We start from the raw sequence: 25,153 nt of genomic DNA, 5'->3' as shown, positions 1-25,153 counted from the left end.
CCTGTCCGGCGTGCTTAGAGCGCGGCGTTAGCTACATGGCCCGCGGGGCGCGATTGACGGAGACATTCAAACCTTCCGGAGGCGCGCAGCCTTTAGGCCTGAGGCCTTCCACCAGCCTGTTCGAGGACATCATGAACACCTTCAAGCCGCTCGTTTTCTCCGGCGTTCAGCCGACCGGCAACCTTCACCTTGGCAATTATCTCGGCGCGATCCGCAAGTTCGTGGCGCTGCAGGAAAATAACGACTGCATCTATTGCGTCGTCGATCTTCATGCGATCACCGCCCAGCTCGTGCATGACGACCTGCGCGGCCAGATCCGCTCGATCGCAGCAGCCTTCATCGCCTCGGGCATCGACCCGGTGAAGCATATCGTTTTCAATCAGTCGGCCGTACCGCAGCATGCCGAACTCGCCTGGGTGTTCAATTGCGTCGCCCGTATCGGCTGGATGAACCGCATGACGCAGTTCAAGGACAAGGCCGGCAAGGATCGCGAGAACGCTTCGCTCGGCCTGCTTGCCTATCCGAGCCTGATGGCGGCTGACATTCTCGTCTACCGTGCGACCCATGTTCCGGTCGGTGACGACCAGAAGCAGCATCTCGAGCTTGCCCGCGACATCGCCCAGAAGTTCAACATCGACTTCCAGGACAAGATCCGCACGACTGGCACCGGCGTCGACATGGTCGTCGGTGAAGAACCGATCCACGGCTATTTCCCGCTGGTCGAACCGTTGATCGATGGACCTGCACCGCGCGTCATGTCGCTGCGTGACGGCACCAAGAAGATGTCGAAATCCGATCCGTCCGACCTGTCGCGCATCAACCTGATGGATGACGCCGACGAGATCGCCAAGAAGATCCGCAAGGCGAAGACCGACCCGGAAGGTCTACCGAGCGAAATCGAAGGACTGGCTGGTCGCCCGGAAGCCGACAATCTCGTCGGCATCTACGCAGCGCTCGCCGACAGGACCAAGGCTGACGTGCTGAAGGAATATGGCGGACAGCAATTTTCGGTGTTCAAGCCGGCGCTTGCCGATCTTGCTGTCGAGGTTCTTGCTCCGATCAGCGCCGAGATGCGCCGCCTGCTCGACGACACCTCGCATATCGACGCGATTCTCAGGGATGGCGGCGAACGCGCCGCTGCCCGTGCACAGAAAGTCATGGGCGAAGTCTTCGATATCGTCGGTTTCCTGCGCTGATTTGCAGGCAGGATGAATGCGGTAACCCGTCGCGTTAAGCGGCGGGTTTTCATTTTTACGGGTTGGTATAAGGTCCGCGGCGAGACTGCTTCGGCAACAAGGGGGCGTTATGGTTTCCAAGAGACTTTCGCGGCTGGAAGGCCACAGGCGCAAGTTCATGGCGGTCATTGACGGCACGCCTGAATGCGAAAAAGCGGTCCATTATGCCGGGCGCCGCGCCAAGAATACCAATGGCGGCCTGGTTCTCCTCTATGTCATTCCCGAAGGCGATTTCCAGCAATGGCTGGGTGTCGAGCAGATCATGCGCGCCGAGGCGATGGAAGAGGCCGAAGCCGTAATGGCCAAGGCGGCGCACCGGGTGCGTGAAACGATCGGCATCGACCCCGAAATCGTCATTCGCGAAGGCAGCGCTCCCGAACAGATCAACGGACTGGTCGAGGAAGATCGTGACATCGCGATCCTGGTGCTGGCCGCCGGATCCGCCAAAGAAGGTCCTGGCCCGCTGGTTTCGGCGCTCGCCGGCCGCGGTGCGGCTTTCCCGATCCCCGTCACGGTCCTGCCGGATACGCTTTCCGACGAGGAAATCGACGCGCTCGCATAATCCTCTTGACCGGAAACGGGCAAAGGAGCACTTGAACCCAAAGATGAGAATGTTTATCTTATTTGGAAGAGTTCTAAACTGAATGCCGCTCGCCGGCCAGGAGCAAGCCCATGTTCATCCAGACGGAAGCCACGCCGAACCCGGCGACCTTGAAGTTTCTTCCCGGTAAAGTGGTCATGGAAAAAGGCACGGCCGAGTTTCGCAACGAAGCCGAAGCTGCCGCCTCTCCTCTGGCCCTGCGACTTTTCAACGTTCCCGGCGTCATGGGTGTTTATTTCGGTTACGACTTCATCACCGTCACCAAGTCCGATTCCGAGTGGCAGCATCTGAAGCCGGCCATTCTCGGCTCGATCATGGAGCACTTCATGTCCGGTCAGCCGGTCATGGGCGGCGGTTCGGCCCTTGCCGAGGATTCCGACGAGGAAGGCGAATTCTTCGATAAGGGCGACGAGACGCTTGTCGCCACGATCAAGGAACTGCTCGAGACGCGCGTCCGCCCGGCTGTGGCGCAGGATGGCGGCGACATCACCTTCAAGGGTTTCAAGGACGGCACCGTTTACCTGAACATGAAGGGTGCATGCTCCGGTTGCCCATCTTCCACGGCGACGTTGAAGCATGGCGTGCAGAACCTGCTCAAGCACTTCGTTCCCGAAGTGCAGGCGGTTGAGGCCCTCTGATACTCGGCGTAACGCATTCATGATCGTATTGGCCATCGATACCGCAGGCATTGATTGCTCTGCGGCACTATTCGACAGTTCCGCAGAAAAACTGCTGTCCGTCGTCTCGGAAGAGATCGGCAAGGGACACGCGGAACGCCTTATGGCCGTCATCGACCAGGCGCTGGACGAAGCCGGTGTCGATCTTAAATCGGTCGGCAAGATCGCGGTGATGATCGGCCCCGGCTCGTTCACCGGCATCCGTGTCGGTGTTGCCGCGGCGCGTGGACTGGCGCTTTCGCTCGGCATCGAATGTGTCGGCGTATCGACGCTTGAGACGCTTGCCGCTTCACATCTGGCAATCAGCCATTCCGACAAGCCGGTACTCGTTGCCATGGATGCCAAGCGCGAAGAGATTTATGCGCAGGCATTCGGTGTCGACGGCGTTTCGCTGAACGTGCCGGCTGCCTTGTCGGCAGAGGATGTGGATAAGCTCGCCGCTTCATTGTCGGCCGAGCCTACTGGTTCCTGGATCAGCAAGGCTGGCGACCGTTTTGACATTGGCATGGTTGCGCGGATCGGCGCCCGCAAGGATGCTGCCGGAACCCGGCCGAAACCGCTTTATCTGCGCGGCCCCGATGCAAAACCCCAACTGGGTTTTGCACTGGCGAGAGTGTGAGCTCATGTTTGACGAATATCTGAGCTGGAAGCCTTTTTTCGAGATCGTGCCGATCGAGGATGCCGATTGCCGCGAGATATCGGAACTGCACGGCATGCGGTTCCCGCGCCAGTGGAGCGACGGGGAGTTCCAGAACCTGCTTTTGCAGCAGAACGTTTTTGGTTTTGCCGCTCGTCAGACCAATGCATTCTTTTCCAAGCCGTTGGGCGGCTTCGTGTTGAGCCGCGAGGCGGGTGGCGAGGCGGAGATACTGACGGTTGCCGTTTCCGAAAAATTCGGCCGCCAAGGCCTCGGCTGGCGCCTGATGCAGGCGGCGGTTCGCGAGGCGATCTCGCGTGGCGCCGACAGCATGTTTCTTGAAGTCGAGGCCGAAAATCGGGCGGCCGTCGGGCTTTACGGCAAGCTCGGGTTTGCCAAGGTGGCCGAGAGGCCGGCTTATTATCTCGGCACGGACGGACGACGGACCGCAGCGCTTGTCATGAGCCGCGTTCTTCGCTAGTCCCTCAGCATACGTGAATATTTCGAGGCTAAAACGTCATGACGGACCTTTCCAAAACCCTGGAAGAGCTGTGTGCCGAAAAGGGCATGCGCATGACGGATCAGCGCCGGGTTATTGCCCGGATTCTGCAGGAATCCGACGACCATCCCGATGTCGAGGAGCTTTATCGCCGGTCCTCGAAGGTCGATCCGCGTATCTCTATTTCGACTGTCTATCGAACGGTAAAGCTGTTCGAGGACGAAGGAATCATCGAGCGTCATGATTTTCGTGACGGTCGCTCGAGATACGAGACCGTGCCGGAGGAGCATCACGATCACATGATCGATCTGACGACCGGCCACGTGATCGAATTCCAGTCCGCCGAGATCGAGGCACTGCAGGAGCGTATCGCCCGTGAACTCGGTTTCCGGCTGGTCGGCCATCGGCTAGAGCTTTACGGTATTCCGCTCGACAAGAACGATGACTGAGCGGAACCGGCAAGGATAATCCAGTGATCACCTATATCCGGATCGGCCTCGTTGTCGTCTGTCTCGTGATCGTGACACTGGTACTGCTTCCGTTTCAGCTTGTGGGTCTCGCTTTCGACTGGAAGATCCGTCGTTATGTGCCGCGCTTGTGGCATCGTTCCGCCTGCTGTCTGCTTGGCATCCGTATCCGGGTTCATGGCCATCCGGAGCGCCGCCGGCCGTTGATGCTGGCATCGAACCATGTGTCGTGGAAGGATATCCTTGTTCTCGGCGCGGTGGCCGATGTCGTCTATATCGCCAAGGCGGAAGTCGCCAACTGGCCGGTTTTCGGCATTCTCGCGAAATTGCAGAAGACGATTTTCGTCGTGCGGGAAGAGAAGCGCCGCACCGGCGAGCAGGTCAACGAGATCGCGGCACGTATGACCGCCGGCGAAATCGTCGTGCTTTTCCCCGAAGGCACCACATCGGACGGCAATCGGCTGCTGGAGGTGAAATCTTCGCTGTTTGGTGCCGCCGCTGCGGCAGTGCCGCATACACCTGATGGTGTCGTGCATGTCCAGCCGGTTTCGATCGCCTATACGCGCGTCCATGGCATGGCGATGGGTCGCTTTCACCGCCCGCTTGCCGCCTGGCCGGGCGATATCGAGCTCCTGCCGCATCTGATCGGCGTGCTGAAGGAAGGTGCGCTCGATGTCGAAGTGGCGTTCGGCGACACGGTCGATTTCCGCACCGGCGACAACCGCAAGCATCTGAGCCAGAATATCACCGCCCAGCTTCGCCGCATGCTGATAAGGCATTTGCGGCAGCGCGAATATGATGCGGGTTGATTGGCGGTTTATGTACCGCTTCAATTCCGCCCTTTCTTGGGGTATGGAAGCGGCATGAACGAACATGTCTCCATTCCCGCGCCGGCCGATGAGGCCGCCCACTGTCCGGACAGCCGTCCCAACACCCGCAAGGTCTTCATCAAGACCTACGGTTGTCAGATGAATGTCTATGATTCGACCCGCATGGGCGATGCGCTGGCGGGCGAGGGATATGTGACGACGGAGGATATGGGAGAGGCGGATCTCGTTCTCCTCAACACCTGTCATATCCGCGAGAAGGCTGCCGAAAAGGTCTATTCCGCGCTTGGCCGCCTGCGTGACATGAAGAAGGAACGCGCTGCCGAAGGCCGCGAATTCATGATCGGCGTTGCCGGTTGCGTCGCCCAGGCGGAAGGCGAAGAGATCATCCGCCGCGCTCCGTCCGTCGACGTGGTCATCGGTCCGCAGACCTATCATCGCCTGCCGGATGCATTGAGAAAGGCCCGCACCGGCCAGCGCGTCGTCGATACGGAATATGCCGTCGAGGACAAGTTTGTCCACCTGCCTGCAACGGAAAAGAAGGTTATTCGTTCGCGCGGCGCCACTGCTTTTCTCACAGTGCAGGAAGGTTGTGACAAGTTCTGCACCTTCTGTGTCGTGCCCTATACCCGCGGCTCGGAAGTCTCCCGTCCCGTCAGCCAGATCGTCGATGAGGCGAAGCGGCTCGTCGATGCCGGTGTGCGCGAGGTCACGCTGCTCGGCCAGAACGTCAATGCCTGGCAGTCGCAGGACGAAAAAGGCGTATCCCTCGGTCTGGCTGATCTGCTCTACCGGCTGGCGGATATCCCGGGCCTTGCCCGGCTGCGGTACACGACCAGCCATCCGCGCGACATGGATGACCGTCTGATCGAGGCACATCGTGACCTGCGCAATCTCATGCCCTACCTGCATCTGCCGGTTCAGTCCGGTTCCGACCGCATCCTCAAGGCGATGAACCGCCGCCACACCGGCGCGGACTATCTGCGGCTGATCGAGCGCATCCGCGCGGTTCGACCGGATATCGCCATGTCCGGCGATTTTATCGTCGGTTTCCCCGGCGAGACGGATCAGGATTTCGAAGACACGCTTCGGATCGTCGAGGACGTGAACTACGCCTCGGCCTTCTCGTTCAAATATTCCAGCCGTCCGGGCACGCCCGGCGCCGATCTGCCAGATCATGTGGCCGAAGATGTGAAAACCGAACGGCTGGAAAGGCTGCAGGCGCTGCTCTTGAAACAGCAGGGCGAATTCGCCACATCCTGCGTTGGAAAGACCATCGATCTGCTCTTGGAAAAGCCCGGCCGCATGCCCGGACAGGTCATCGGACGTTCTCCGTGGCTGCAGTCTGTGAATGTTGATGCAAAAACATCGCAAATCGGTGAGATTATCCGTGTACGAATCATCGGAACCGGCCCCAACAGCTTGTTTGCCGAACCGGCAGAGAGTTTAATGGAAGCCTAATCTAGGTTGAGGAGCTTGCTTACTTGAACGCACCTGAATTGGTTTCTTCGACAGCGCGCCAACCCCGATCCGCAGCGACCGACGCCAACCACTTCGTTTTGACGTTCGAGAATAATAGGTTAGCCAGCGAGCTTTTTGGTCAGTTCGACCAGAACCTCAAGCTTCTCGAACAGCGCCTTGGTGTCGATGCCCGGCCGCGTGGCAATTCCGTTTCCATCTCAGGCGATATCGTCGCGACCAATCAGGCGCGGCGCGCTCTCGATTTTCTCTATGAACGGCTGCAGAAAGGCGGTTCCGTGGAAGCTTCAGACGTCGAAGGTGCGATCCGTATGGCGCAGGCCGCCGACGACCAGTTGTCGTTACCGACACTGGAGCGCAAGGCAAAGCTCTCCATGGCGCAGATTTCCACCCGCAAGAAGACCATTCAGGCGCGCACACCCACCCAGGACGCCTATATGCGGGCGCTGGACCGGGCGGAGCTTGTCTTTGGTGTTGGTCCGGCCGGTACCGGCAAGACCTATCTGGCCTGCGCCCACGCAGCCCAGCTCCTCGAGCGCGGTGCAGTCGACAAGATCATCCTCACACGTCCGGCCGTCGAAGCCGGCGAGCGCCTGGGCTTCCTGCCCGGTGACATGAAGGAAAAGGTCGATCCCTATCTGCGCCCGCTCTATGACGCGCTCTATGACATGATCCCGGCGGACAAGGTCGATCGCGCCATCACTGCCGGCGTTATTGAAATTGCGCCGCTTGCCTTCATGCGTGGCCGTACCCTGCAGAACGCTGCGATCATCCTCGACGAGGCGCAGAACACCACGTCGATGCAGATGAAGATGTTCCTGACCCGTCTTGGCGAAAACGGCCGGATGATCATCACCGGCGACCCGAGCCAGGTGGACTTGCCGCGCGGCGTCAAATCCGGTCTGGTCGAGGCCCTGCAGATCCTGAAGGGTGTCGAAGGCATATCGGTCATCCGCTTCAAGGACACCGACGTCGTGCGTCATCCGCTCGTTGGCCGGATTGTGCGGGCCTATGACGCGCAATATGCCGTCCATGAGGAAAGCGAGGAAGCCTCCGACCGTTAATCCGGCCGGGGCCACCGTTCATGCCCGAACTCGATTTACAGATCAGCGTGGAAGACGGCGGCTGGCCGGATGAGGCCGTATTGACCTCTCTGGCGAGCCGCGTACTCGGCGCTGCCGCGGACTATCTGGCCCGCGAAGAGGAACAACCTTTCCCAAAAATGGCGCCGGAACTGTCTCTGGTCTTCACCAACGATGATTCCATCCAGGAAATTAATGCCGAGTGGCGCGGCATGGACAAACCGACCAACGTCTTGTCTTTCCCTGCTTTTCCGCTGGAACCCGGTGGCATGCCGGGCCCGATGCTGGGCGATATCGTGGTCGCGAGGGAAACTGTTGAGCGCGAGGCGGTTGATCTCGACAAGACTTTCGACGATCATCTGACCCATCTTCTGGTCCATGGTTTCCTCCATTTGTTCGGTTACGACCATCTGGAGAAGGACGAGGCCGAAGAAATGGAAGCACTCGAGACTCGCATTTTGGCCAGTCTCGGCCTATCTGACCCCTATGCGGGGCAGGACCCGTTGATGTAGTTTGGAACAATGAACGAATATTCGAGCAATGTCGCCCGCGAGGGCAAGGACGGTTCGGACTCTACCTCGTCGGACGAGGGTAGTAGTTCGGCACGATCCGAACACCACCCCAAACCCCACAATTCCTTCTGGTCGAGGGCCGTGCGCCTTCTCAGGCCATCGCAGGGCGAGCAGCTCCGAGAGGATCTCGCGGACGCGTTGATGACGGACACAAACGTCAGCAACGCCTTTTCGCCTGATGAACGGGCGATGCTGCACAATATCCTCCGCTTCCGCGAGGTCCGCGTCGAGGACATCATGGTGCCGCGCGCCGATATCGAGGCGGTGGACATGAACATGACCATCGGCGAACTGATGATCCATTTCGAGGAGACCGGACGCTCGCGCATGCCGGTCTACAGCGACAACCTCGATGACGCCCGCGGCTTCGTCCACATTCGCGATCTTCTTTCCTATCTGGCCAAGCAGGCCCGCAACAAGCGTCGCGTAGGCGTCAAGGCTTCGACGGTGCAGATCAGCACGGCCATCAATGGCGCGGAAAAGCCGGCGCGTGTGCCGAAACTTGCCTTCGACCTTGGACGGGTCAACCTCGAACAGACCGTTGCGGAGGCGGGCCTTGTCCGCAAGCTCCTCTTCGTACCGCCCTCGATGCTCGCGTCTGACCTCCTGCGCAGCATGCAGGCCGCTCGCACGCAGATGGCGTTGGTCATCGACGAATACGGCGGCACCGATGGTCTCGTCTCCCACGAGGATATCGTCGAGATGGTCATCGGCGATGTTGAGGACGAGCATGACAATGAAGAAGTCATGTTCTCCAAGACGGCGGAGGACGTATTCGTTGCCGATGCTCGCATCGAGCTGGAAGAAATCGCCAAGGCAATCGGCCCGGACTTCGACGTTCGCGATCGCATCGAGGATGTCGACACGCTTGGCGGCCTGATCTTCTCGGCGCTAGGGCGCATTCCCGTGCGCGGCGAGGTCGTGCAGGCAGTTCCGGGCTTCGAATTCCAGATCCTCGATGCCGATCCGAGACGTATCAAGCGGGTGAAGATCCTGCGCAAACGCGCCCTTGCACGCCGCCGTCAGGTCAAGGGAGATGCAGAGGTTATGTTGGCACCGCCCGCTCAGCCCGTGCTTCTTCCGGCACCCCCCGAAAGCGATTCCGCGCGCACCGGCACCTGATCCATTGCCCCGCACCGCGACAGGGCGCAGTTTTTTTGAAACACTGCGCCCCTGATTCGCGAAAAAGGGGACTGTCATGGAGCGGCTGGCGGGTAAGGTCATGCTTCTTTCGGGGTGGCCCCGGATCGCACTTGCGGTGTTTGCTGGCGCGATCGGCGCGCTGGCACTTCCGCCCTTCGGCGTTTTCGCCACACTTTTCCTCTCGTTTACGCTTCTCGTTTGGCTTGTCGATGGCTCGACCGGCAATCCCGGTGGCGGCATCGCCAGCCGTTTGCGGTCTGCTTTTGCCATAGGTTGGCTTTTCGGCTTTGGATATTTCGTCGCCAATCTCTGGTGGCTTGGCAACGCCCTGCTCGTAGATGCCGAGGAATTTGCCTGGGCGATACCTCTCGCCGTTCTTGGGGTGCCTGCCTATCTCGCAATCTTCTACGGTCTGGCAACAGCACTCGCACGGGCTTTCTGGTCCGATGGTGTCGGCCGTTTGGCGGCTCTCGGCGCGGCTTTCGGGGTTGCCGAATGGCTGCGCAGCTTCGTTCTGACCGGGTTTCCATGGAATGCCGTCGGTTATGGAGCGATGCCGGTCCCCCTGATGATGCAGTCCGATGCAGTTCTGGGAATTTTCGGCGTCAGCGCGTTGGCCGTATTCGTTTTTTCCGCCCCGGCACTGCTTGGCACAGTTAAGGGCAAGGTCATCGGCCTTACCGCGGCTGTGCTTCTGGCTGCTGCGCATGTGGGTTTCGGCGCATGGCGACTAAATGTCGCAGATGAAAAACTGACTGTCGGTGACGGCAAAAAAACAACCATACGTATTGTTCAGCCGCTGATCGACCAGGCACAGAAACTGGACGATACCAACCGGGCGGAGATCTTCGAGGAGCATCTGCGCCTCACCTCCGCACCGCTCACAAGCGGTGAAACGCGCCCGGATATCGTCGTCTGGCCGGAAACTTCCGTGCCTTTCATCCTGACCGAAAATCCGGATGCGCTTGCCCGTATTGCCGAGGTTCTTGAGGAAGGGCAGGTGCTTGTCACCGGTGCCGTTCGCTCCGAAAATGCCGGCGCTGGCGTTGCACCGCGTTATTATAATTCAATCTATGTCATTGATAGTGATGGGCAAATAATATCGGCCGCGGACAAGGTGCACCTTGTTCCGTATGGCGAATACGTGCCCTACGAAAGCGTCCTTGCCTCTCTCGGCATTACCGAGGCGATCGCCATGCCGGGAGGCTTTACGGCGGCTTCCTCGCGCTCGCTTCTCACGCTGCCGGGTGGTGCGCTTCTCTATCCACTCATCTGCTATGAGGCGATCTTTCCCAACGAAATCGGCAATGATGTGGAGCGGACCTCAGCCCTTTTGAACGTCACCAACGACGGCTGGTTTGGTGCAACTCCAGGCCCGTACCAGCACTTTCAGCAGGCCCGATTGCGGGCCGTCGAGAACGGATTGTTCCTGATTCGGGGGGCGAATACCGGAATTTCGGCGGTTATAGACCCGTTTGGCCGGGTAGTAAGGGGGCTGGGATACAATCAAAAGGGTGTGATCGACGCGACCATAAGTAGTGCAAAGGTTGCAAATTGGAGTAATAACAGCCGCCAGTGGTACTTCTGGTTGGTTGTAGCACTCATGTCTGTGATTGCAGTGGCTTCGCGTCTAAGTTTTAAATCTCACGCGAATTGACCAAAAACCCCCAAAATTGCATAGTGAGAATGCCTACCGTCTCGTCATACGCTTCGTGTGTTGGTTCTGTCGTCCCAATCGCTTGAAGTGTATTCTCCATACGCGGACCGGGTTGAAAACCTAACTGCAACTTCACCAGGACCCCCATTATGATTGAAAACAAGAAAAAGCCGAACCCGATCGATATTCACGTCGGGAGCCGGATCCGCCTGCGCAGAACGATGCTGGGCATGAGTCAGGAAAAGCTGGGCGAAAGCCTTGGCATTACTTTTCAGCAGATCCAGAAATACGAAAAAGGGACTAACCGCGTCGGCGCAAGCCGTCTGCAGAACATCTCGAGCATTCTCAACGTACCGGTGTCCTTCTTCTTCGAAGATGCACCGGGCGACCAGGCTGGCGGTGCAACCGGCATGGCCGAAGCATCCAGCTCCAATTACGTTGTTGACTTTCTGTCGTCCTCGGAAGGTCTTCAGCTCAACCGCGCATTCGTCAAAATCGCCGATCCCAAGGTTCGCCGCAGGTTGGTAGACCTCGTCAAGGCACTCGCTGCCGAAGCCGAGGAATAGTCGCTTCTATGAGGCGGGGAGGAGAAAGCGGCTTTTACAGCCGCTTTTTTTATGCCTTCATCAAAAATAAGGATCAATTCCACGCATAAAGATATATTTATGTCGTTGTGTTCTTGTCTTTACATGACGAACTCACTAAACATTTTGCTGTCCATTCTTTGAGGGGAATCCCGCATGCACGCCAATTATCTGTTCACCAGCGAGTCCGTGGCAGAAGGCCACCCGGACAAGGTTTGTGACCGCATCTCCGATGAAATCGTCGACCTCGTTTACCGCGAAGCTGCGAAAACCGGTGTTGATCCGTGGACGGTTCGTATTGCCTGCGAAACCCTGGCGACCACCAATCGTGTGATTATTGCCGGTGAAGTGCGCTTGCCGCCGAGCCTGATGAAGAAGGACAAGAACGGCAACGACGTGATCAACCCGTCGAAGTTCAAGTCCGCGGCCCGCAAGGCGATCCGCGACATCGGTTACGAGCAGGATGGCTTCCACTGGAAGACGGCGAAGATCGACGTGCTCTTGCACTCCCAGTCTGCCGATATCGCGCAGGGCGTTGATAGCGCCGCCGACAAGCAGGGCGACGAAGGTGCCGGCGACCAGGGCATCATGTTCGGTTATGCCTGCAAGGAAACGCCGGATCTCATGCCGGCTCCGATCTATTATTCCCACAAGATCCTTCAGCTGCTCGCGACTGCCCGCAAGAAGGGCGAGGGCGATGCCGGCAAGCTCGGCCCGGACGCCAAGAGCCAGGTGACGGTGCGCTATGAAAACAGCAAGCCGACTGAGGTCGACTCGATCGTTCTTTCCACCCAGCATATCGATGCGAGCTGGGATTCGAAGAAGGTTCGCCAGGTCGTCGAGCCCTATATCCTTGAAGCGCTGGGTGATCTGCCGGTCGCCAAGGACTGCAAGTGGTACATCAACCCGACCGGCAAGTTCGTCATCGGGGGCCCTGATGGTGATGCAGGCCTGACCGGCCGCAAGATCATCGTCGACACCTATGGCGGTGCGGCTCCCCACGGTGGTGGCGCATTCTCCGGCAAGGACACGACCAAGGTTGACCGTTCGGCGGCCTATGCCGCGCGCTACCTCGCCAAGAACGTTGTTGCAGCAGGCTTTGCCGATCGCTGCACGATCCAGATCGCCTATGCGATCGGTATCGCCCAGCCGCTGTCGATCTATGTCGACCTGCACCAGACAGGCAAGAACGTCACGGAAGACCAGATCGAGAACGCCATCCGCAAGGTCATGGACCTGTCGCCGACCGGCATTCGTCGTCATCTCGACCTCAACAAGCCGATCTATGCCAAGACATCGGCCTATGGTCACTTCGGCCGCAAGTCCGGCCGTGACGGTTCCTTCTCCTGGGAAAAGACCGATCTTGTGAAGCCGCTCAAGGACGCCCTGAAGGAAGACCTTCTGGTCGCTGCCGAGTAAGGCATTTCCGATCGGGGCTTTACCGATCCGGTTATGACACGTTAAAGCGGGTGCCTTCTGCGGGCATCCGCTTCTTTGTTTTTGGAAGACTTCTCATGAGTGACGATCAGCAGCATCCGAGCCGGGCGACGGAAGCGTTTTATGGCCGCCGCAAAGGCAAGGCCCTCCGGGAGCGTCAGGCCGAAGGTCTGGCGACACTCTTGCCGGCGCTGAAGCTCGATCTTGCGTCTCCTGCGCCGGATATCCTTGCCGAACTTTATCCGATCCCGGTTGAACGCATACGGCTTGAAATCGGCTTTGGCGGTGGCGAGCATCTGGTTCATCGCGCCAACGAGAACGGTACGACCGGTTTTATCGGTGTCGAGCCTTTCGTCAATTCGATGGCGAAGCTGCTCTCGCAGGTCGAGATCCAGGGGCTGAAGAATATCCGGGTCTACGACGACGATGCGACGCAGGTGCTCGACTGGTTGCCGTCAGGCTCTATCGACCAGATCGATCTGCTTTACGCCGATCCCTGGCCGAAGCGAAAGCATTGGAAGCGCCGCTTCGTCTCACAGGTCAACCTGGAGCGTTTCCACCGCGTGCTGAAACCCGGCGGCGTCTTCTGCTTCGCATCCGACATCGACACTTACGTCAACCACACGCTGATTCACTGCCGCGACCATGGTGGTTTCGCCTGGCAGGCCGAACAGTCATCCGACTGGCTGACGCCTTATGCCGGCTGGCCGGGAACGCGCTACGAGAACAAGGCCCGCAGGGAAGGGCGCTCATCCGCCTATCTGGCATTTCGAAAGGTGTGACCGCAAAACTGCGGTCGTAGCGGTCAGTGAAGGCTGACCGTCTTCAGATCGTCTTCTGCCGCCTTGAAGAACGTGCTGGAACGATTGTCTGTCAGCAGGATCGGTGTGCCGTCGGCACCGAACAGCGCCCACAGGTCGAGGCTGGGATCGATATCGGGAGCTTCGGGAAAACAGCGGGAGACTTCTTCAGATCGCATCTTGCGAATATATCCGACTTCACCGGCGCCGAGATGGGCGAGTTCGGACTGCGACAAATGCGTATTCGCTTCTTTCAAAAGCATTCCAGCCTCCAGACTGAGGGTGCCGGCCTTGATGCCGACACGTCCTAGTCTGAGACGGAAATGTTAATTTTTCTCACCACGCGCTGCGGTTCCGGGCGCATGAGGTCGACCGAGAGAAGCCCGTTCTTCAGCGAAGCGAAGGACACTTCCATACCGTCCGCAAGCACGAAAACCCGTTGAAACTGGCGTGCGGCAATGCCCCGGTGGAGGTAATCACGCTCGTCTTGCTCGACCTGGCGCCCACGGATCACGAGTTGATTTTCTTCTGTCGTGACGTCCAGTTCGTCTTCCGAAAAGCCGGCAACGGCCAGAGTGATGCGCAATTTCTCATGCCCATCTGGGGAAGCAGATCTGATTCGCTCGATATTATACGGCGGGTAGCCTTCATTCGCCTTGGCGAGGCGCTCCAGCGTTTTTTCCATCGCATCAAAGCCCAGAAGCAGGGGGCTCGCGAAGGGCGTCATCCGGGTCATCGTTCAGTCCTTGTATCAAGCGACCATGCCGGCGCCCAGAAGGCACGCCGGAAGAGCCTATTATATGGGTTGCCGTGATGACGATCGCAAGCTGTGGCACAAGGCGAGACACGTGAAAGCCGGCTGTGCCGTCCTTGACAAACCATACGTGTGCCTCCACCAATCCCGACCGAATTGAGGGGATGAACAATGTCACCACGCAAGATCATTATTGATACGGATCCAGGTCAGGACGATGCCGCAGCACTCATGCTGGCCTTCGCAAGCCCTGAGGAACTGGAAATTCTCGGCCTCTGTGCCGTGGCGGGAAATGTCCCCCTCTCGTTCACCAGTCGCAATCTGCGCATCGTCTGCGAACTGTGTGGCAAACCGGATGCCAAGGTTTATGAGGGCGCGCTGAAGCCACTCAACCGGCCGCAGGTAACCGCCGAGCATGTCCACGGCCGTACTGGAATGGATGGTGCCGAACTGCCGGAACCGATGATGGTGGCGCAGCCGGTGCACGCGGTCAATTTCATTATCGAGACGCTGCGGAGCGAACCTGCCGGAACGGTCACCATCTGCACGCTCGGCCCGCTGACCAATCTGGCACTGGCACTACAGAAGGCACCGGACATCGCCGGCCGCATCCAGGAACTGGTGATGATGGGCGGCGGCTGTTTCGAAGGCGGCAACATCACGCCGGCGGCCGAGTTCAACATCTATGTCGATCCGGAAGCGGCGAAGATCGTTTTCGACGCGGGCATCCCGACCGTCATCCTGCCGCTGGATGTGACCCACCAGCTTCTGACAACCAAGGAACGTGTTGCCAGGATCGCCGCGCTCGACACACGCCCCGCCCAGGTCCTCGTCCAGTGGCTGGCCTTCTTTGAGCGCTTCGATGTCGAGAAGTATGGATCGGATGGCGGCCCGCTGCATGATCCGAGCGTCATCGCCTATCTGCTGAAGCCGGACCTGTTTTCCGGCCGTCACTGCAATGTCGAGATCGAGGTCCAGTCGGCACTGACGGTCGGCATGACTGTTGTCGACTGGTGGCATGTGACCGACCGAAAGCGGAACGCGACGTTCATGCGCAACGTGGATGCCGATGGTTTCTTCGCGTTGCTGACCGAACGCGTCGGGCGCCTGTGAGGTCAGGATGCCGCCTTTTGCGGGCGGCATCCCATGGCGTTTCTCAGAACTCTTCCCAGCTTTCCGCAACAGCTGCCGAGCCATGCGACACGGCGGCGACCTTGCACGGAGCGTAGGCCGGATCCTGCACCTGACGCGGAGCTGATCGCATCGCCTGCGCCATCTGGCGGAGCGGCTGTGCTGCAGCGGCGCTCGGCGCCGACGTACGGAAGCGCTGGACGAGATCTCTGAGGGTCTCGGCCTCGCCGTTCAGAACCGCACTGGCCGCAGTCGTCTCCTCGACCATGGCGGCGTTCTGCTGGGTCACCTGATCCATCTGGTTGACGGCCGAGTTGATCTCCTTCAGGCCCACTGCCTGCTCGCCGGCGGAGGAGGAGATCTGGCGGATCAGCCCGTTGATCTGCATCACCTGGATGGCGATCTTCTGCAGCGCATCGCCGGCCTTGCCGACGAGGTCGACACCGTCATGAACCTGTGTCGTCGATGCGTTGATAAGCGTCTTGATCTCTTTCGCAGCAGTCGCGGAACGCTGCGCCAGCTCCCGCACTTCCTGCGCAACCACGGCAAATCCCTTGCCGGCTTCGCCTGCGCGGGCAGCCTCTACGCCGGCATTCAGCGCCAGAAGGTTGGTCTGGAAGGCGATCTCGTCGATCACGCCGATGATACGCGAGATTTCCTGCGAAGAATGGGCTATGGCCTGCATGGAGGCAACAGCCTTCTGCACCACCTCGCCGGATTTTTCCGCATCGTCACAGGCGAGATTGACCGTCGAGGCGGCGGTGCCGGCGTTTTCGGCGCTCGCATTGACCTGTTCGGTCAGTTCGTTCAGCGCTGCGGCAGTCTGTTCCAGACTTGCAGCCTGCTGCTCGGTCCGGTGAGAAAGATCGCCCGTGCTAGTCGTGATTTCGCGGCTGCCAGTGCCGATATTGTGGATCGACGAGGTGACTGCAATCACGGTGCTTTCGATACTGTCGACCGCATTGTTGAAGTCGTGTTTCAGCTTTGCGTAATCGCCGGGGAATTCTCCCGTCAAGCGGTGTTGCAGGTTGCCGTTGGAAAGCTCTGCGAGGCCGGAAGCCAGCAAGTCCACGACATGGGCCTGTTCCCGTGCGGCTTCCTCACGCTCAGTGGCGGAGCGATGGCGCAGGTCTTCGGCGGCATTGCGCTGCGTTTCCGCTTCCGATGAGAGCCGCTTGCCGTCGGCCAGCGTATGGCGGAAACCTTCGAGCGACTTTGCCAGCGCACCGACTTCGTCATTGCGATCCTGCCCATGGACAGCATTGTCATATCGGCCTTCACCGAGCTGGCCCACGCTTGCCAGCAAGGCCTTCAGGGGACCGCGCAGCAACGAGCCGCTGGCTACGTAAAGAGTAACGATGACGGCGCCGAGAAGGATGATGCCGCTGACGATCATCATCCAGGTCTGGTCGGTGACTGGCGCCATGATGACACTCATAGGCACGTCGACGACGACGGCCCAGCTCGTGTTCAAGTCCGGAACGGCGAACGGATAAACGACCCGCTCGAACAGTTCTCCGCTCGAGCCGGCCAGATTGTCGATCGTCACGGGCTTACCGGATTTCAGCGTGGAAAGCAGCGCATCTGTGCCTTCGCCTTCAATCGCCTTCATCAGGTTGTCCGCATTATCTGGAACGATCCACTTGCCGCCTTGGGATACGAGCAACACACGGCCGGAGCCGAAGGGGCGCATTGCCTGCAATTTGGTGGAAAGCGTCGCGAGCGAAACGTCTACGCCAGCGATCCCGATGAGTTTGGTTCCCGACAGCACCGGATAGGCGATCGAGCTCATGGCGGTCTTGTCGCCGGTCGAACTCTCGATGTAAGGCTGCGTCAATGCGCCTTTTTTCGAGCTAGCCGGCAGGGCGTACCATTCCGCCTGGGTATCGACGTCGAAGACGCTGTAGGCAATGTTGCCGGCCTTGTTCTTGGTCCAGTAGGGGGCGAGTTCGCCCTTCTTGTTACCGCCAAATTCATTGTTGCCGATGAATTCGCCATTTCGGCCATCGAAATTGCCCGGCACTTCCGCAAACCAGCTGCCATAGGCAAATGCGTTCTGCTCGAGATTGGCCTTCAGCGCATCCACGACGCTTTTGCGGTCAAGATAGCCCGCAGCATGGCCACGGCCGATGACGCCGGCCATCGAGCGTGCAGCACCCGCGAGCTGGCCGATTTCGGCAGCCACCTCGTTGCCGATGGATCGAGCTTCGGCATTGGCCTGCTCAAGTGTAAGGGCTGTGACCCTGTCGCTCGTCTGGGAGATGAGGAAGAAGTTGGAGACGACGAGCAGCAGCGCGATTGCGATGCTGGTGACGACGATAAGCTTTTTGGACAGGGAATTCAGGCGCAGGAAGGACATGACTTGCCTCGTGGATCTGTAGGGCGAAGATCGCTGACATGGCAAGTCGAGGCCCGGTCATCGGGCCGTTCTGTACGGCTGGCGCCACCAGAGGAAGATGCCGAGGCGACGCTACTTGGCATCTGTTAAATTTAACTAAAATTGCAACGGAGCTTCAGCTCGGTTTTCCGGGCCAAGGAGCAGTTTTTACACTTTGCCATCCACGGCCTCAGCCATCGGGATCGAAGGCTGTGCACCACGCGCCAGGCAAGCCAGCGATCCGGCAACTGCGGCCCGGCGAAGCGCTTTTTCGAAATCCAGACCCTGATCGAGGCTGGCAGCCAGGTAACCGCAGAACGTGTCGCCGGCTCCCACCGTATCGACCGGCTCGATGACGAGTCCCTGGGCGGACGTGATCTCTCCGCCGCGAATGGCGACGACGCCATCCCCACCAAGCGTGACGACGAATGTCTGCTGCCCTTCGGCATGAAGCGTCTTGAGCGCTTCGATCCGTTGCGAAGCCGTTATCGCGTCCTTCCCGGAAAGCGCGTCGAATTCGGTCTCGTTGGCCACGACGATATCTGCAAGCCCGGAAAGCCGGGTAGCGTCAATGGTGAACGGGGCGGTGTTGAGGATCGTGGTAACGCCCTTCCCCCGCGCGGCTCTCAATGCTGCCTCTACGGCGGCAGCCGGACTTTCGAGCTGCAGCATCAGGATGTCGCCGGCAGACATGGCATCGACCGTCTTGATGGCGTCGCTGGCAGTGATCGTACCGTTGGCACCGGGAATGACGGCGATCATGTTCTCGCCGTTTCCGCCCACGAGTATGAGTGCCGTTCCTGTCGGCTCGCTGGCCTTGAGCACGGATGAAAGGTCCGTCCCTGCATCCTTCAACAAGGCAAGTGCCGGCTCGGCGAATGTGTCGCTTCCGACTGCACCGGCCATCTTCACATTGCTGCCGGCGCGTCGCGCGGCGAGTGCCTGATTGGCACCCTTGCCACCTGCCGCAGTCGAAAAGCTGGAACCGGGAACCGTCTCGCCCGGCTTCGGCAGCTCTGCCGTGGTCGCGATGAGATCCATGTTGATGGAGCCGAAAACGGTGATCATGTTCATGCCTGCTGCTGCTAAATTGATGGCGGGACAGTGCCCGAGAGCATCACTCCTCGTCAACCACCCGAAGGCGCAGAAGGCCTGTACGGCTTTCGACCGATTTTTGTGGCGGCGCGTCCGTCGATGGTTCGGCAGCCGCAGGAGCTTCCAGTTCCAACGAGGTGATCCGGCTGCCGCGGCGCGTCAGCTTCTCAATCGAGGTCAGGATCTGCTCGACATCCCGTTCGGCGGCGATGAAATGAGACTGCAGCTTGCGCGTCCGGTCGTCCAGTCGCCCGAGATCTTCCATCAGAAGTCCGACCTCACCCTGGATGAGATGTGCCTGCTCCCGCATCCGCTGGTCGCGCAAAACGGCCTGGATGACCTGGATCGACAGAAGCAGCAGCGATGGCGAGACGATCACCACGCGGGCGCGGTGGGCCTTCTGGACCACTGCGTCGAAATGCTCGTGCAGCTCGGCAAAGATCGATTCCGATGGCACGAAGAGAAGCACCGTATCCTGGGTCTCGCCCGCGATCAGGTATTTCTCGGAGACATCCTTGATATGGACCTCCATATCCCGCTTGAACTGCTGGCCGCCGGCGCGCCGTGCTTCTGGAGAAGCCGCTTCCCGAAATGCCGTCCATGCCTCGAGCGGAAACTTGGCGTCGATCACCAGCGGCGGTGCGCCGTTGGGCATGCGGATGACGCAGTCCGGACGCGTACCGTTGGACAGCGGCGACTGGAAGGAATAGGCCCCGTGCGGCAACCCGTCGGCAACGATCGTCTCCATCCGCCCCTGGCCGAAAGCTCCGCGCGTCTGCTTGTTGGAAAGGATCGCCTGCAAGCCGACGACATCCTTGGCAAGCGTCTGGATGTTGTTCTGTGCTGCATCGATCACCGCCAGCCGCTCCTGCAGCTTGCGCAGGTTTTCATGCGTCGATTTCGTCTGTTCGGTGATGGTCGAGCCCAGCCGATGGCTAATGCCGTCAAGACGCTGGTTAACGGAATGGTTAAGCTCAGATTGGCGGCTGGTGATCGTCTCGGCCATGGCGGCGACGCGCCCATGCATCTCGCCCTGCATCCGCACCAGCTGGGCGAGGCGCGCTTCCGCATCCATCGAACGCTGCGTCATCTCTTCGCGCTGGCGGCTGCCGCGAAAGACTGCGAAGAAAGCGATGAGCACCGCGAGCACGGCGAACAGCGCCACGATCAGCAGGATTGGCAGGGCAGAATCGGGCGGAAGGACGTCGGCAAGGATTTCTCTCATGATGCCACTCTAGCAGATTGCTTTATCAACGGAAGATCAAAGCGTGAACATCGGTCAAAATCCGTGCCGCATCCCTGTTCCATCGACGCAAAAGATGCGCTATGGGGGCGAGATGACCATCAAGCCGCTTATTATTCTTCCCGATCCGCTTCTCCGGCAGGTGTCCAAGCCGATCGAAACCGTGAACGCCGAGCTTCTCAAGCTTGCCGACGACATGCTGGAAACCATGTATGACGCGCCGGGCATTGGCCTTGCCGCGATCCAGATCGGTGTGGCCAGGCGCATGCTCGTCATCGACGTATCGCGCGAGGACGAGGAAAAGAATCCGCAGGTCTTCATCAACCCGGAAGTCGTCAAATTTTCGGACGAACTGTCGGTCTACGAGGAAGGCTGCCTGTCGATCCCGGACTATTATGCCGAAGTCGAGCGGCCGGCCGCAATCGGCGTGAAATATGTCGGGCGGGACGGCAAGGAACATATGCTGGAAGCCGACGGCCTGCTCGCTACCTGCCTGCAGCACGAGATCGACCACCTGAACGGCACGCTCTTCATAGACCATATTTCCCGGCTGAAGCGGGAGATGGTGATCAAGCGGTTCACCAAGGCGGCGAAGGGCAAGGCTGTCTAGCGTTCGTTGAAAACTGCTGGAGCCTGCGTTATGATATCGCTGATATCATAGGAGGCGTGGATGGGTGATCTGCTGATCCGCAATTTGGATGACGCTCTTAAGCGCCGGCTTCACGATCAGGCCAAGCAGAATGGCCGTAGCTTGTCTGAAGAGGCGAGCGTGCGCCTGCGCCGGTCTTTGACCTCCGGAAATGACGGTGTGGAGAAGTCTGCGGGCGAGATCTTGAGAGCAATCGTCGAAAGCTCGGATGCCTATTGGACCGAGGAAGAACTGGTCGCGATCGAGGCAGCCCGTCATCAACCGGACAGGGAACCGCCCAGGTTCGATGAATGATCGTCCTGGATACAAACGTCATCTCGGAGCTACGAAATCGCCGATACAGCGATCACTTGCTGACTTGGTTGGATGATGTTGCACATGAAGAGACGTACCTGACCACGATAAGCATCGCCGAAATCCACTTTGGCATTGGTTGCTTGCCAGACGGACGCCGCAAAGCCGATCTTGAGGAATTGTACCGCCAGATAGAGGCGGAATTCACAGATCGCATTCTGGTCTTCTCGATCGATGCCGCGCATAGATATGGGCAGTTTTCAGCGGAACGGCGTAGCCGAGGTCATCCGATCGAAACGAAGGACGCCATGATCGCGGCGATCTGCCTCTCTCACGGTGCCACCCTCGCCACCCGCAACGTAAAAGACTTCGAAGGGCTTGATCTTCGGCTGGTAAACCCGTTTGAAGGCGCCTGAATAGTGAAACAGGTCAAGCGCATGTCACTTCGCATCATCTTCATGGGCACGCCGGATTTTTCCGTGCCGACGCTGCAGAACCTGAAACAGGCCGGCCACGAGATCGTTGCGGTGTATAGCCAGCCGCCGCGCCCGGCCGGTCGCCGAGGACTCGATCTCACCAAGTCGCCGGTCCATCAGGCGGCCGAATTGCTCGGCATTCCGGTTCTGACGCCGTTGAACTTCAAAGCCGAAGAAGACCGCGAGACTTTTCGCGAGTTCAAGGCGGATGTTGCGGTCGTCGTCGCCTATGGCCTGCTTCTGCCGGTCGCAATCCTCGAAGGCACCAGGCTTGGCTGCTACAACGGCCACGCCTCGCTTCTGCCGCGCTGGCGGGGCGCCGCCCCCATTCAGCGTGCCATCATGGCCGGTGACGAAAAGACCGGCATGATCGTGATGAAGATGGAAAAGGGGCTCGATACCGGCCCCATGGCGCTGACCAAAGAAGTCGAGATCACGCAAACGATGACGGCCGGCGAACTGCATGACAAACTCATGCTCGTCGGTGCGCGCGCCATGGTCGAGGCGATGGAAAAACTTGAAGCCGACGATCTTCCGTTGACGCCGCAGCCGGAAGAGGGCGTGCTTTACGCCGCCAAGATCGACAAGGGCGAGACCCGCATCGATTTCTCCAAACCGGTGCGTGATGTGCATAACCACATCCGTGGCCTGTCGCCATTTCCCGGCGCCTGGTTCGTAGCCGAGATCAACGGCAAGCCGGAACGCATCAAGGTTCTCGCGTCAGCACTGGGCGAGGGGGCTGGCGTTGCCGGCGAGCTTCTCGACGATGCACTGACGGTTGCCTGCGGCGAAGGCGCAGTCCGGCTCACGCGGCTGCAGAAGGCAGGCGGAAAACCTCTCGATGCGAGCGACTTCCTTCGCGGCACGGCGCTTCCGAAAGGCACCGTGCTTCCGGTCGGATCCGCCTGATGCCGCGTTTTCGCATGATCGTCGAATATGACGGCACCTCCTATGTCGGCTGGCAAAAGCAGGAAAACGGCCATTCGGTGCAGGCCGCACTTCAGAATGCCATACTGTCTCTGACCGGCGAGACCGTCTCGATCCGTGGCGCCGGGCGCACCGACAGCGGTGTGCATGCCTTCGGTCAGGTCATCCATGCCGACCTTTCCCGAGACTGGCATCCCTTCAAGTTGCGCAATGCGCTGAACGCCCATCTGATGATGGCGAAAGAGCGCGTTTCCGTTATCGACGTCCTGCAGGTGGACGAGAGTTTCGACGCGCGTTTTTCGGCAGTGAAACGGCATTATCTCTACCGCATCATCAATCGACCGTCTCCGCTGGCGGTGGAAGCCGGGCACGCCTGGTGGGTGCCGAAACCGCTCGACCACGAGGCGATGCATGCGGCTGCCCAGATGCTTGTCGGCCATCACGACTTCACCACCTTCCGCTCCGTCCATTGCCAGGCCAAAAGCCCGATGAGGACGCTCGATCGGCTGGATGTGGCGCGGTCAGGCGATCTGATCGAGATCCGCGCCAGCGCTCAGAGTTTTCTTCACAACCAGATCCGTTCTTTCGCCGGCACGCTGAAGCTTGCCGGCGAGGCCAAGATGACGCCGGATGACGTGCGCGCGGCACTCGAAGCCCGTGATCGCAAGGAATGCGGGCCGGTCGCGCCGCCGGAAGGTCTATACTTTATGAAGGTCGATTATCCGGGCGACAGTCAGTAGGGCGACACGCCGAGATAAGACTGCAGCAGGTCCGCGATAATCAGACCTGGTACCAGCAGCACAAGAAGTGTCGTCGCGACGACGAGCGGTTCCTGTCCACAGATCTGCCGGACGAAGCGTGAAATCGCAAAAATGGTTGCGATCAGCAACGCCAGCTGGACGAGCGCGATGAAGCCCGCTGCAAAAGGCGCCAGGAACAGCAGCAGCGTCAACACCGCATAGGCGTAGGAGATCGGAACCGAAAGCCAGTTCGTTGCCACCACGATGGCGGTAAACTTGCGCTCTGTCTTCAGCAGCAGGCAGAGAATGCCGAGCAGCACCAGCGGCAGCACCCAGTTGATCGCTTCGACCATGAACAGCCGGAGATAAAAAGCGACGCCCGCCTTCGTCCCTGGCGCGCTTGCCGAGAGGAAAGCGTACCTGACGCCCGTCCAGTAGACGAACATCGCAGGCAGGCACCAGACGAAAGCCCAGAACGACCGCATCATGCCGCGGTCGGTCAAGTCGAGCCTTTTCAGGCCCTGTGGGTCGCCTTTGAAGAGCAGCCAGAGACCGCTGATATAGAATTTGACTTCAGGAAAGGATGGCATCGCCGAACCAGCGGGAGAGGAAGGTTCCGTAGATCTGGGTCAGTGTCTCGAGATCGGCAAGGGCGACCCGCTCGTCCACCATATGCATCGTCTGTCCGACAAGCCCGAATTCCACCACCGGGCAATAGTCCTTGATGAAACGGGCATCCGATGTGCCGCCGGTCGTCGAAAGCTTCGGCTGCTTGCCGGTCACGGCTTCGACGGCACTGGAAAGCGAGCCGATCAGCGCATTGTTGCGGGTCAGGAACACATGGCTCGGACGCTCGGCCCAGACGAGTTCATAAGCCGTCGGCTTGCGATCCGGGCGCAGCGTCTGGTCTGCCGCAGCCTTGTCCAGCCGGCGCAGTATCTCAGCCTTTACCGTCTCGGCAGTCCATGTGTCGTTGAAGCGGATGTTGAAGGCGAATGTGGCCTTGGCCGGCACGACATTGGTAGCAGGATTGCCCACATCCACCGTCGTGACTTCCAGATTGGAAGCCGGGAACTCGGGCGTGCCTGCGTCGAAGGGCGGATCCATCAGCGCAGCGCTGAGCGGCAGCAGGCCGCGAACGGCATTGTCCGCGAGATGCGGATAGGCTGCATGGCCCTGCACGCCGAAGACCGTGACCTTGCCGGAAACGGAGCCACGGCGGCCGATCTTGATCATGTCGCCGAGAACGTCCGGATTGGTCGGTTCGCCGACCAGGCAGGCGTCCCAGCGCTCGCCCTTTTCGGCCGCCCATTTCAGCAATTTTTCCGTGCCGTTGACGGAAGGGCCTTCCTCGTCGCCGGTAATCAGGAAGGAGATCGAGCCTTTCGGTGCGCCATGCTCTTCGATATGACGGGCGACAGCGGCGATAAAGCAGGCAATACCGCCCTTCATATCGACGGCACCACGACCGAACATTTCGCCATCCGCGATTTCAGCTGCAAACGGCGGATGGCTCCACGCGCTTTCGTCGCCGGGCGGCACGACGTCGGTATGCCCGGCAAACATCAGATGCGGCTCGCCGGTGCCGAGCCGGGCATAAAGGTTTTCGACGTCTGGCAGGCCCGATTCCGTGGCGATCATCCGCTCGACCGTAAAGCCGAGCGGGGTCAGCATCGCTTCCAGCGCCGAAAGTGCGCCACCTTCCGCCGGGGTGACGGAAGGGCAACGGATCAGCGCTTGCAGATTTGCAATCGGGTCTACAGCAGACAT

Annotated in this window: 28 protein-coding genes; 21 read left to right on the top strand and 7 right to left on the bottom strand. The window is 59.6% G+C overall.

Annotated elements, in window-relative coordinates; genetic code table 11:
- Window positions 1–131 precede the first annotated feature (131 nt).
- From trpS to trmB, 15 genes are all read left to right on the top strand, one after another.
- A complete protein-coding gene (trpS, locus tag FHP24_RS08900) occupies window positions 132–1,196 on the top strand; it encodes a tryptophan--tRNA ligase (RefSeq protein WP_139675605.1) in 1,065 nt (354 codons plus the stop codon).
- Between the two features lie 109 nt (window positions 1,197–1,305).
- A complete protein-coding gene (locus tag FHP24_RS08895) occupies window positions 1,306–1,797 on the top strand; it encodes a universal stress protein (protein WP_139675603.1) in 492 nt (163 codons plus the stop codon).
- 110 nt (window positions 1,798–1,907) lie between these two features.
- Window positions 1,908–2,474: a NifU family protein gene (locus tag FHP24_RS08890; protein WP_139675601.1), complete on the top strand. Its 567-nt coding sequence runs from the start codon at window positions 1,908–1,910 to the stop codon at window positions 2,472–2,474.
- 19 nt (window positions 2,475–2,493) lie between these two features.
- Complete coding sequence (gene tsaB / locus FHP24_RS08885) at window positions 2,494–3,132, top strand: tRNA (adenosine(37)-N6)-threonylcarbamoyltransferase complex dimerization subunit type 1 TsaB (protein ID WP_139675599.1); 639 nt, start codon at window positions 2,494–2,496, stop codon at window positions 3,130–3,132.
- Window positions 3,133–3,136: 4 nt separating this feature from the next.
- Window positions 3,137–3,631: a GNAT family N-acetyltransferase gene (locus FHP24_RS08880; protein WP_139675597.1), complete on the top strand. Its 495-nt coding sequence runs from the start codon at window positions 3,137–3,139 to the stop codon at window positions 3,629–3,631.
- Between the two features lie 38 nt (window positions 3,632–3,669).
- Window positions 3,670–4,098, top strand: coding sequence for a Fur family transcriptional regulator (locus FHP24_RS08875; protein WP_139675594.1), 429 nt, complete (start codon window positions 3,670–3,672; stop codon window positions 4,096–4,098).
- Window positions 4,099–4,121: 23 nt separating this feature from the next.
- Window positions 4,122–4,925, top strand: a complete 804-nt coding sequence (locus FHP24_RS08870) for a lysophospholipid acyltransferase family protein (RefSeq protein WP_139675592.1) — start codon at window positions 4,122–4,124, stop codon at window positions 4,923–4,925.
- Between the two features lie 54 nt (window positions 4,926–4,979).
- Entirely contained in the window at window positions 4,980–6,404 is a 1,425-nt protein-coding gene (gene miaB, locus FHP24_RS08865; protein WP_139675590.1) for a tRNA (N6-isopentenyl adenosine(37)-C2)-methylthiotransferase MiaB, read from the top strand.
- Window positions 6,405–6,427: 23 nt separating this feature from the next.
- Entirely contained in the window at window positions 6,428–7,486 is a 1,059-nt protein-coding gene (locus FHP24_RS08860; RefSeq protein WP_139675588.1) for a PhoH family protein, read from the top strand.
- A gap of 20 nt (window positions 7,487–7,506) precedes the next feature.
- Window positions 7,507–8,016 carry an rRNA maturation RNase YbeY gene (ybeY, locus tag FHP24_RS08855; RefSeq protein WP_139675586.1) on the top strand — a complete coding sequence of 170 codons (510 nt, stop codon included), beginning with the start codon at window positions 7,507–7,509 and terminating at the stop codon, window positions 8,014–8,016.
- A gap of 9 nt (window positions 8,017–8,025) precedes the next feature.
- A complete protein-coding gene (locus FHP24_RS08850) occupies window positions 8,026–9,198 on the top strand; it encodes a hemolysin family protein (protein ID WP_139675584.1) in 1,173 nt (390 codons plus the stop codon).
- Window positions 9,199–9,274: 76 nt separating this feature from the next.
- Entirely contained in the window at window positions 9,275–10,876 is a 1,602-nt protein-coding gene (gene lnt / locus FHP24_RS08845; protein WP_139675582.1) for an apolipoprotein N-acyltransferase, read from the top strand.
- Window positions 10,877–11,025: 149 nt separating this feature from the next.
- The gene (locus FHP24_RS08840; protein ID WP_112458294.1) at window positions 11,026–11,442 is read left to right on the top strand and encodes a helix-turn-helix domain-containing protein; all 417 of its coding nucleotides are present in this window, start codon (window positions 11,026–11,028) and stop codon (window positions 11,440–11,442) included.
- Window positions 11,443–11,616: 174 nt separating this feature from the next.
- Entirely contained in the window at window positions 11,617–12,879 is a 1,263-nt protein-coding gene (metK, locus tag FHP24_RS08835) for a methionine adenosyltransferase (RefSeq protein ID WP_139675580.1), read from the top strand.
- Window positions 12,880–12,974: 95 nt separating this feature from the next.
- On the top strand, window positions 12,975–13,679 hold the full coding sequence (trmB, locus tag FHP24_RS08830; protein ID WP_139675578.1) for a tRNA (guanine(46)-N(7))-methyltransferase TrmB: 705 nt from the start codon (window positions 12,975–12,977) through the stop codon (window positions 13,677–13,679).
- A gap of 23 nt (window positions 13,680–13,702) precedes the next feature.
- Here trmB and FHP24_RS08825 read toward each other — a convergent pair whose 3' ends face one another.
- Both FHP24_RS08825 and FHP24_RS08820 read right to left on the bottom strand, forming a co-directional pair.
- Complete coding sequence (locus FHP24_RS08825) at window positions 13,703–13,960, bottom strand: BQ00720 family protein (protein ID WP_139675576.1); 258 nt, start codon at window positions 13,958–13,960, stop codon at window positions 13,703–13,705.
- 44 nt (window positions 13,961–14,004) lie between these two features.
- Window positions 14,005–14,433: an Hsp20 family protein gene (locus FHP24_RS08820; RefSeq protein ID WP_139675574.1), complete on the bottom strand. Its 429-nt coding sequence runs from the start codon at window positions 14,431–14,433 to the stop codon at window positions 14,005–14,007.
- A gap of 189 nt (window positions 14,434–14,622) precedes the next feature.
- Between FHP24_RS08820 and FHP24_RS08815 the strand changes: the two genes are divergently transcribed.
- Entirely contained in the window at window positions 14,623–15,564 is a 942-nt protein-coding gene (locus FHP24_RS08815; protein ID WP_139675572.1) for a nucleoside hydrolase, read from the top strand.
- Between the two features lie 43 nt (window positions 15,565–15,607).
- Here the strand turns inward: FHP24_RS08815 and FHP24_RS08810 are convergent, their stop codons facing one another.
- The 3 genes from FHP24_RS08810 to FHP24_RS08800 form a co-directional block, all read right to left on the bottom strand.
- On the bottom strand, window positions 15,608–17,941 hold the full coding sequence (locus FHP24_RS08810; RefSeq protein ID WP_139675570.1) for a methyl-accepting chemotaxis protein: 2,334 nt from the start codon (window positions 17,939–17,941) through the stop codon (window positions 15,608–15,610).
- Window positions 17,942–18,127: 186 nt separating this feature from the next.
- Window positions 18,128–19,027 (bottom strand): ribokinase, encoded by a 900-nt coding sequence (locus FHP24_RS08805; protein WP_139676199.1) that lies wholly within the window; start codon window positions 19,025–19,027, stop codon window positions 18,128–18,130.
- A gap of 49 nt (window positions 19,028–19,076) precedes the next feature.
- A complete protein-coding gene (locus tag FHP24_RS08800; protein ID WP_139675568.1) occupies window positions 19,077–20,279 on the bottom strand; it encodes a DNA recombination protein RmuC in 1,203 nt (400 codons plus the stop codon).
- A gap of 112 nt (window positions 20,280–20,391) precedes the next feature.
- Between FHP24_RS08800 and def the strand changes: the two genes are divergently transcribed.
- The 5 genes from def to truA are packed head-to-tail and all read left to right on the top strand — an operon-like array spanning window position 20,392 to window position 23,383.
- The gene (gene def, locus FHP24_RS08795; protein WP_210237813.1) at window positions 20,392–20,907 is read left to right on the top strand and encodes a peptide deformylase; all 516 of its coding nucleotides are present in this window, start codon (window positions 20,392–20,394) and stop codon (window positions 20,905–20,907) included.
- A gap of 60 nt (window positions 20,908–20,967) precedes the next feature.
- Window positions 20,968–21,240 (top strand): FitA-like ribbon-helix-helix domain-containing protein, encoded by a 273-nt coding sequence (locus FHP24_RS08790; protein WP_139675566.1) that lies wholly within the window; start codon window positions 20,968–20,970, stop codon window positions 21,238–21,240.
- The gene (locus FHP24_RS08785; protein WP_139675564.1) at window positions 21,237–21,656 is read left to right on the top strand and encodes a type II toxin-antitoxin system VapC family toxin; all 420 of its coding nucleotides are present in this window, start codon (window positions 21,237–21,239) and stop codon (window positions 21,654–21,656) included. Before FHP24_RS08790 ends, FHP24_RS08785 begins: the two co-directional genes overlap by 4 nt.
- Before the next feature lie 21 nt (window positions 21,657–21,677).
- Window positions 21,678–22,625, top strand: coding sequence for a methionyl-tRNA formyltransferase (gene fmt / locus FHP24_RS08780; RefSeq protein ID WP_139675562.1), 948 nt, complete (start codon window positions 21,678–21,680; stop codon window positions 22,623–22,625).
- Window positions 22,625–23,383, top strand: coding sequence for a tRNA pseudouridine(38-40) synthase TruA (truA, locus tag FHP24_RS08775; protein WP_139675560.1), 759 nt, complete (start codon window positions 22,625–22,627; stop codon window positions 23,381–23,383). The genes fmt and truA overlap by 1 nt, the downstream gene beginning before the upstream one ends.
- Here the strand turns inward: truA and FHP24_RS08770 are convergent.
- Window positions 23,377–23,973, bottom strand: a complete 597-nt coding sequence (locus FHP24_RS08770) for a hypothetical protein (protein ID WP_139675558.1) — start codon at window positions 23,971–23,973, stop codon at window positions 23,377–23,379. The two genes, truA and FHP24_RS08770, sit on opposite strands and share 7 nt — an antisense overlap.
- Window positions 23,957–25,153: a succinyl-diaminopimelate desuccinylase gene (gene dapE, locus FHP24_RS08765; protein ID WP_139675556.1), complete on the bottom strand. Its 1,197-nt coding sequence runs from the start codon at window positions 25,151–25,153 to the stop codon at window positions 23,957–23,959. The genes FHP24_RS08770 and dapE overlap by 17 nt, the downstream gene beginning before the upstream one ends.

This window comes from Aliirhizobium smilacinae (assembly GCF_006335145.1).
Lineage (GTDB): Bacteria > Pseudomonadota > Alphaproteobacteria > Rhizobiales > Rhizobiaceae > Neorhizobium > Neorhizobium smilacinae.
This window is presented reverse-complemented; position numbering and strand designations above follow the sequence as displayed.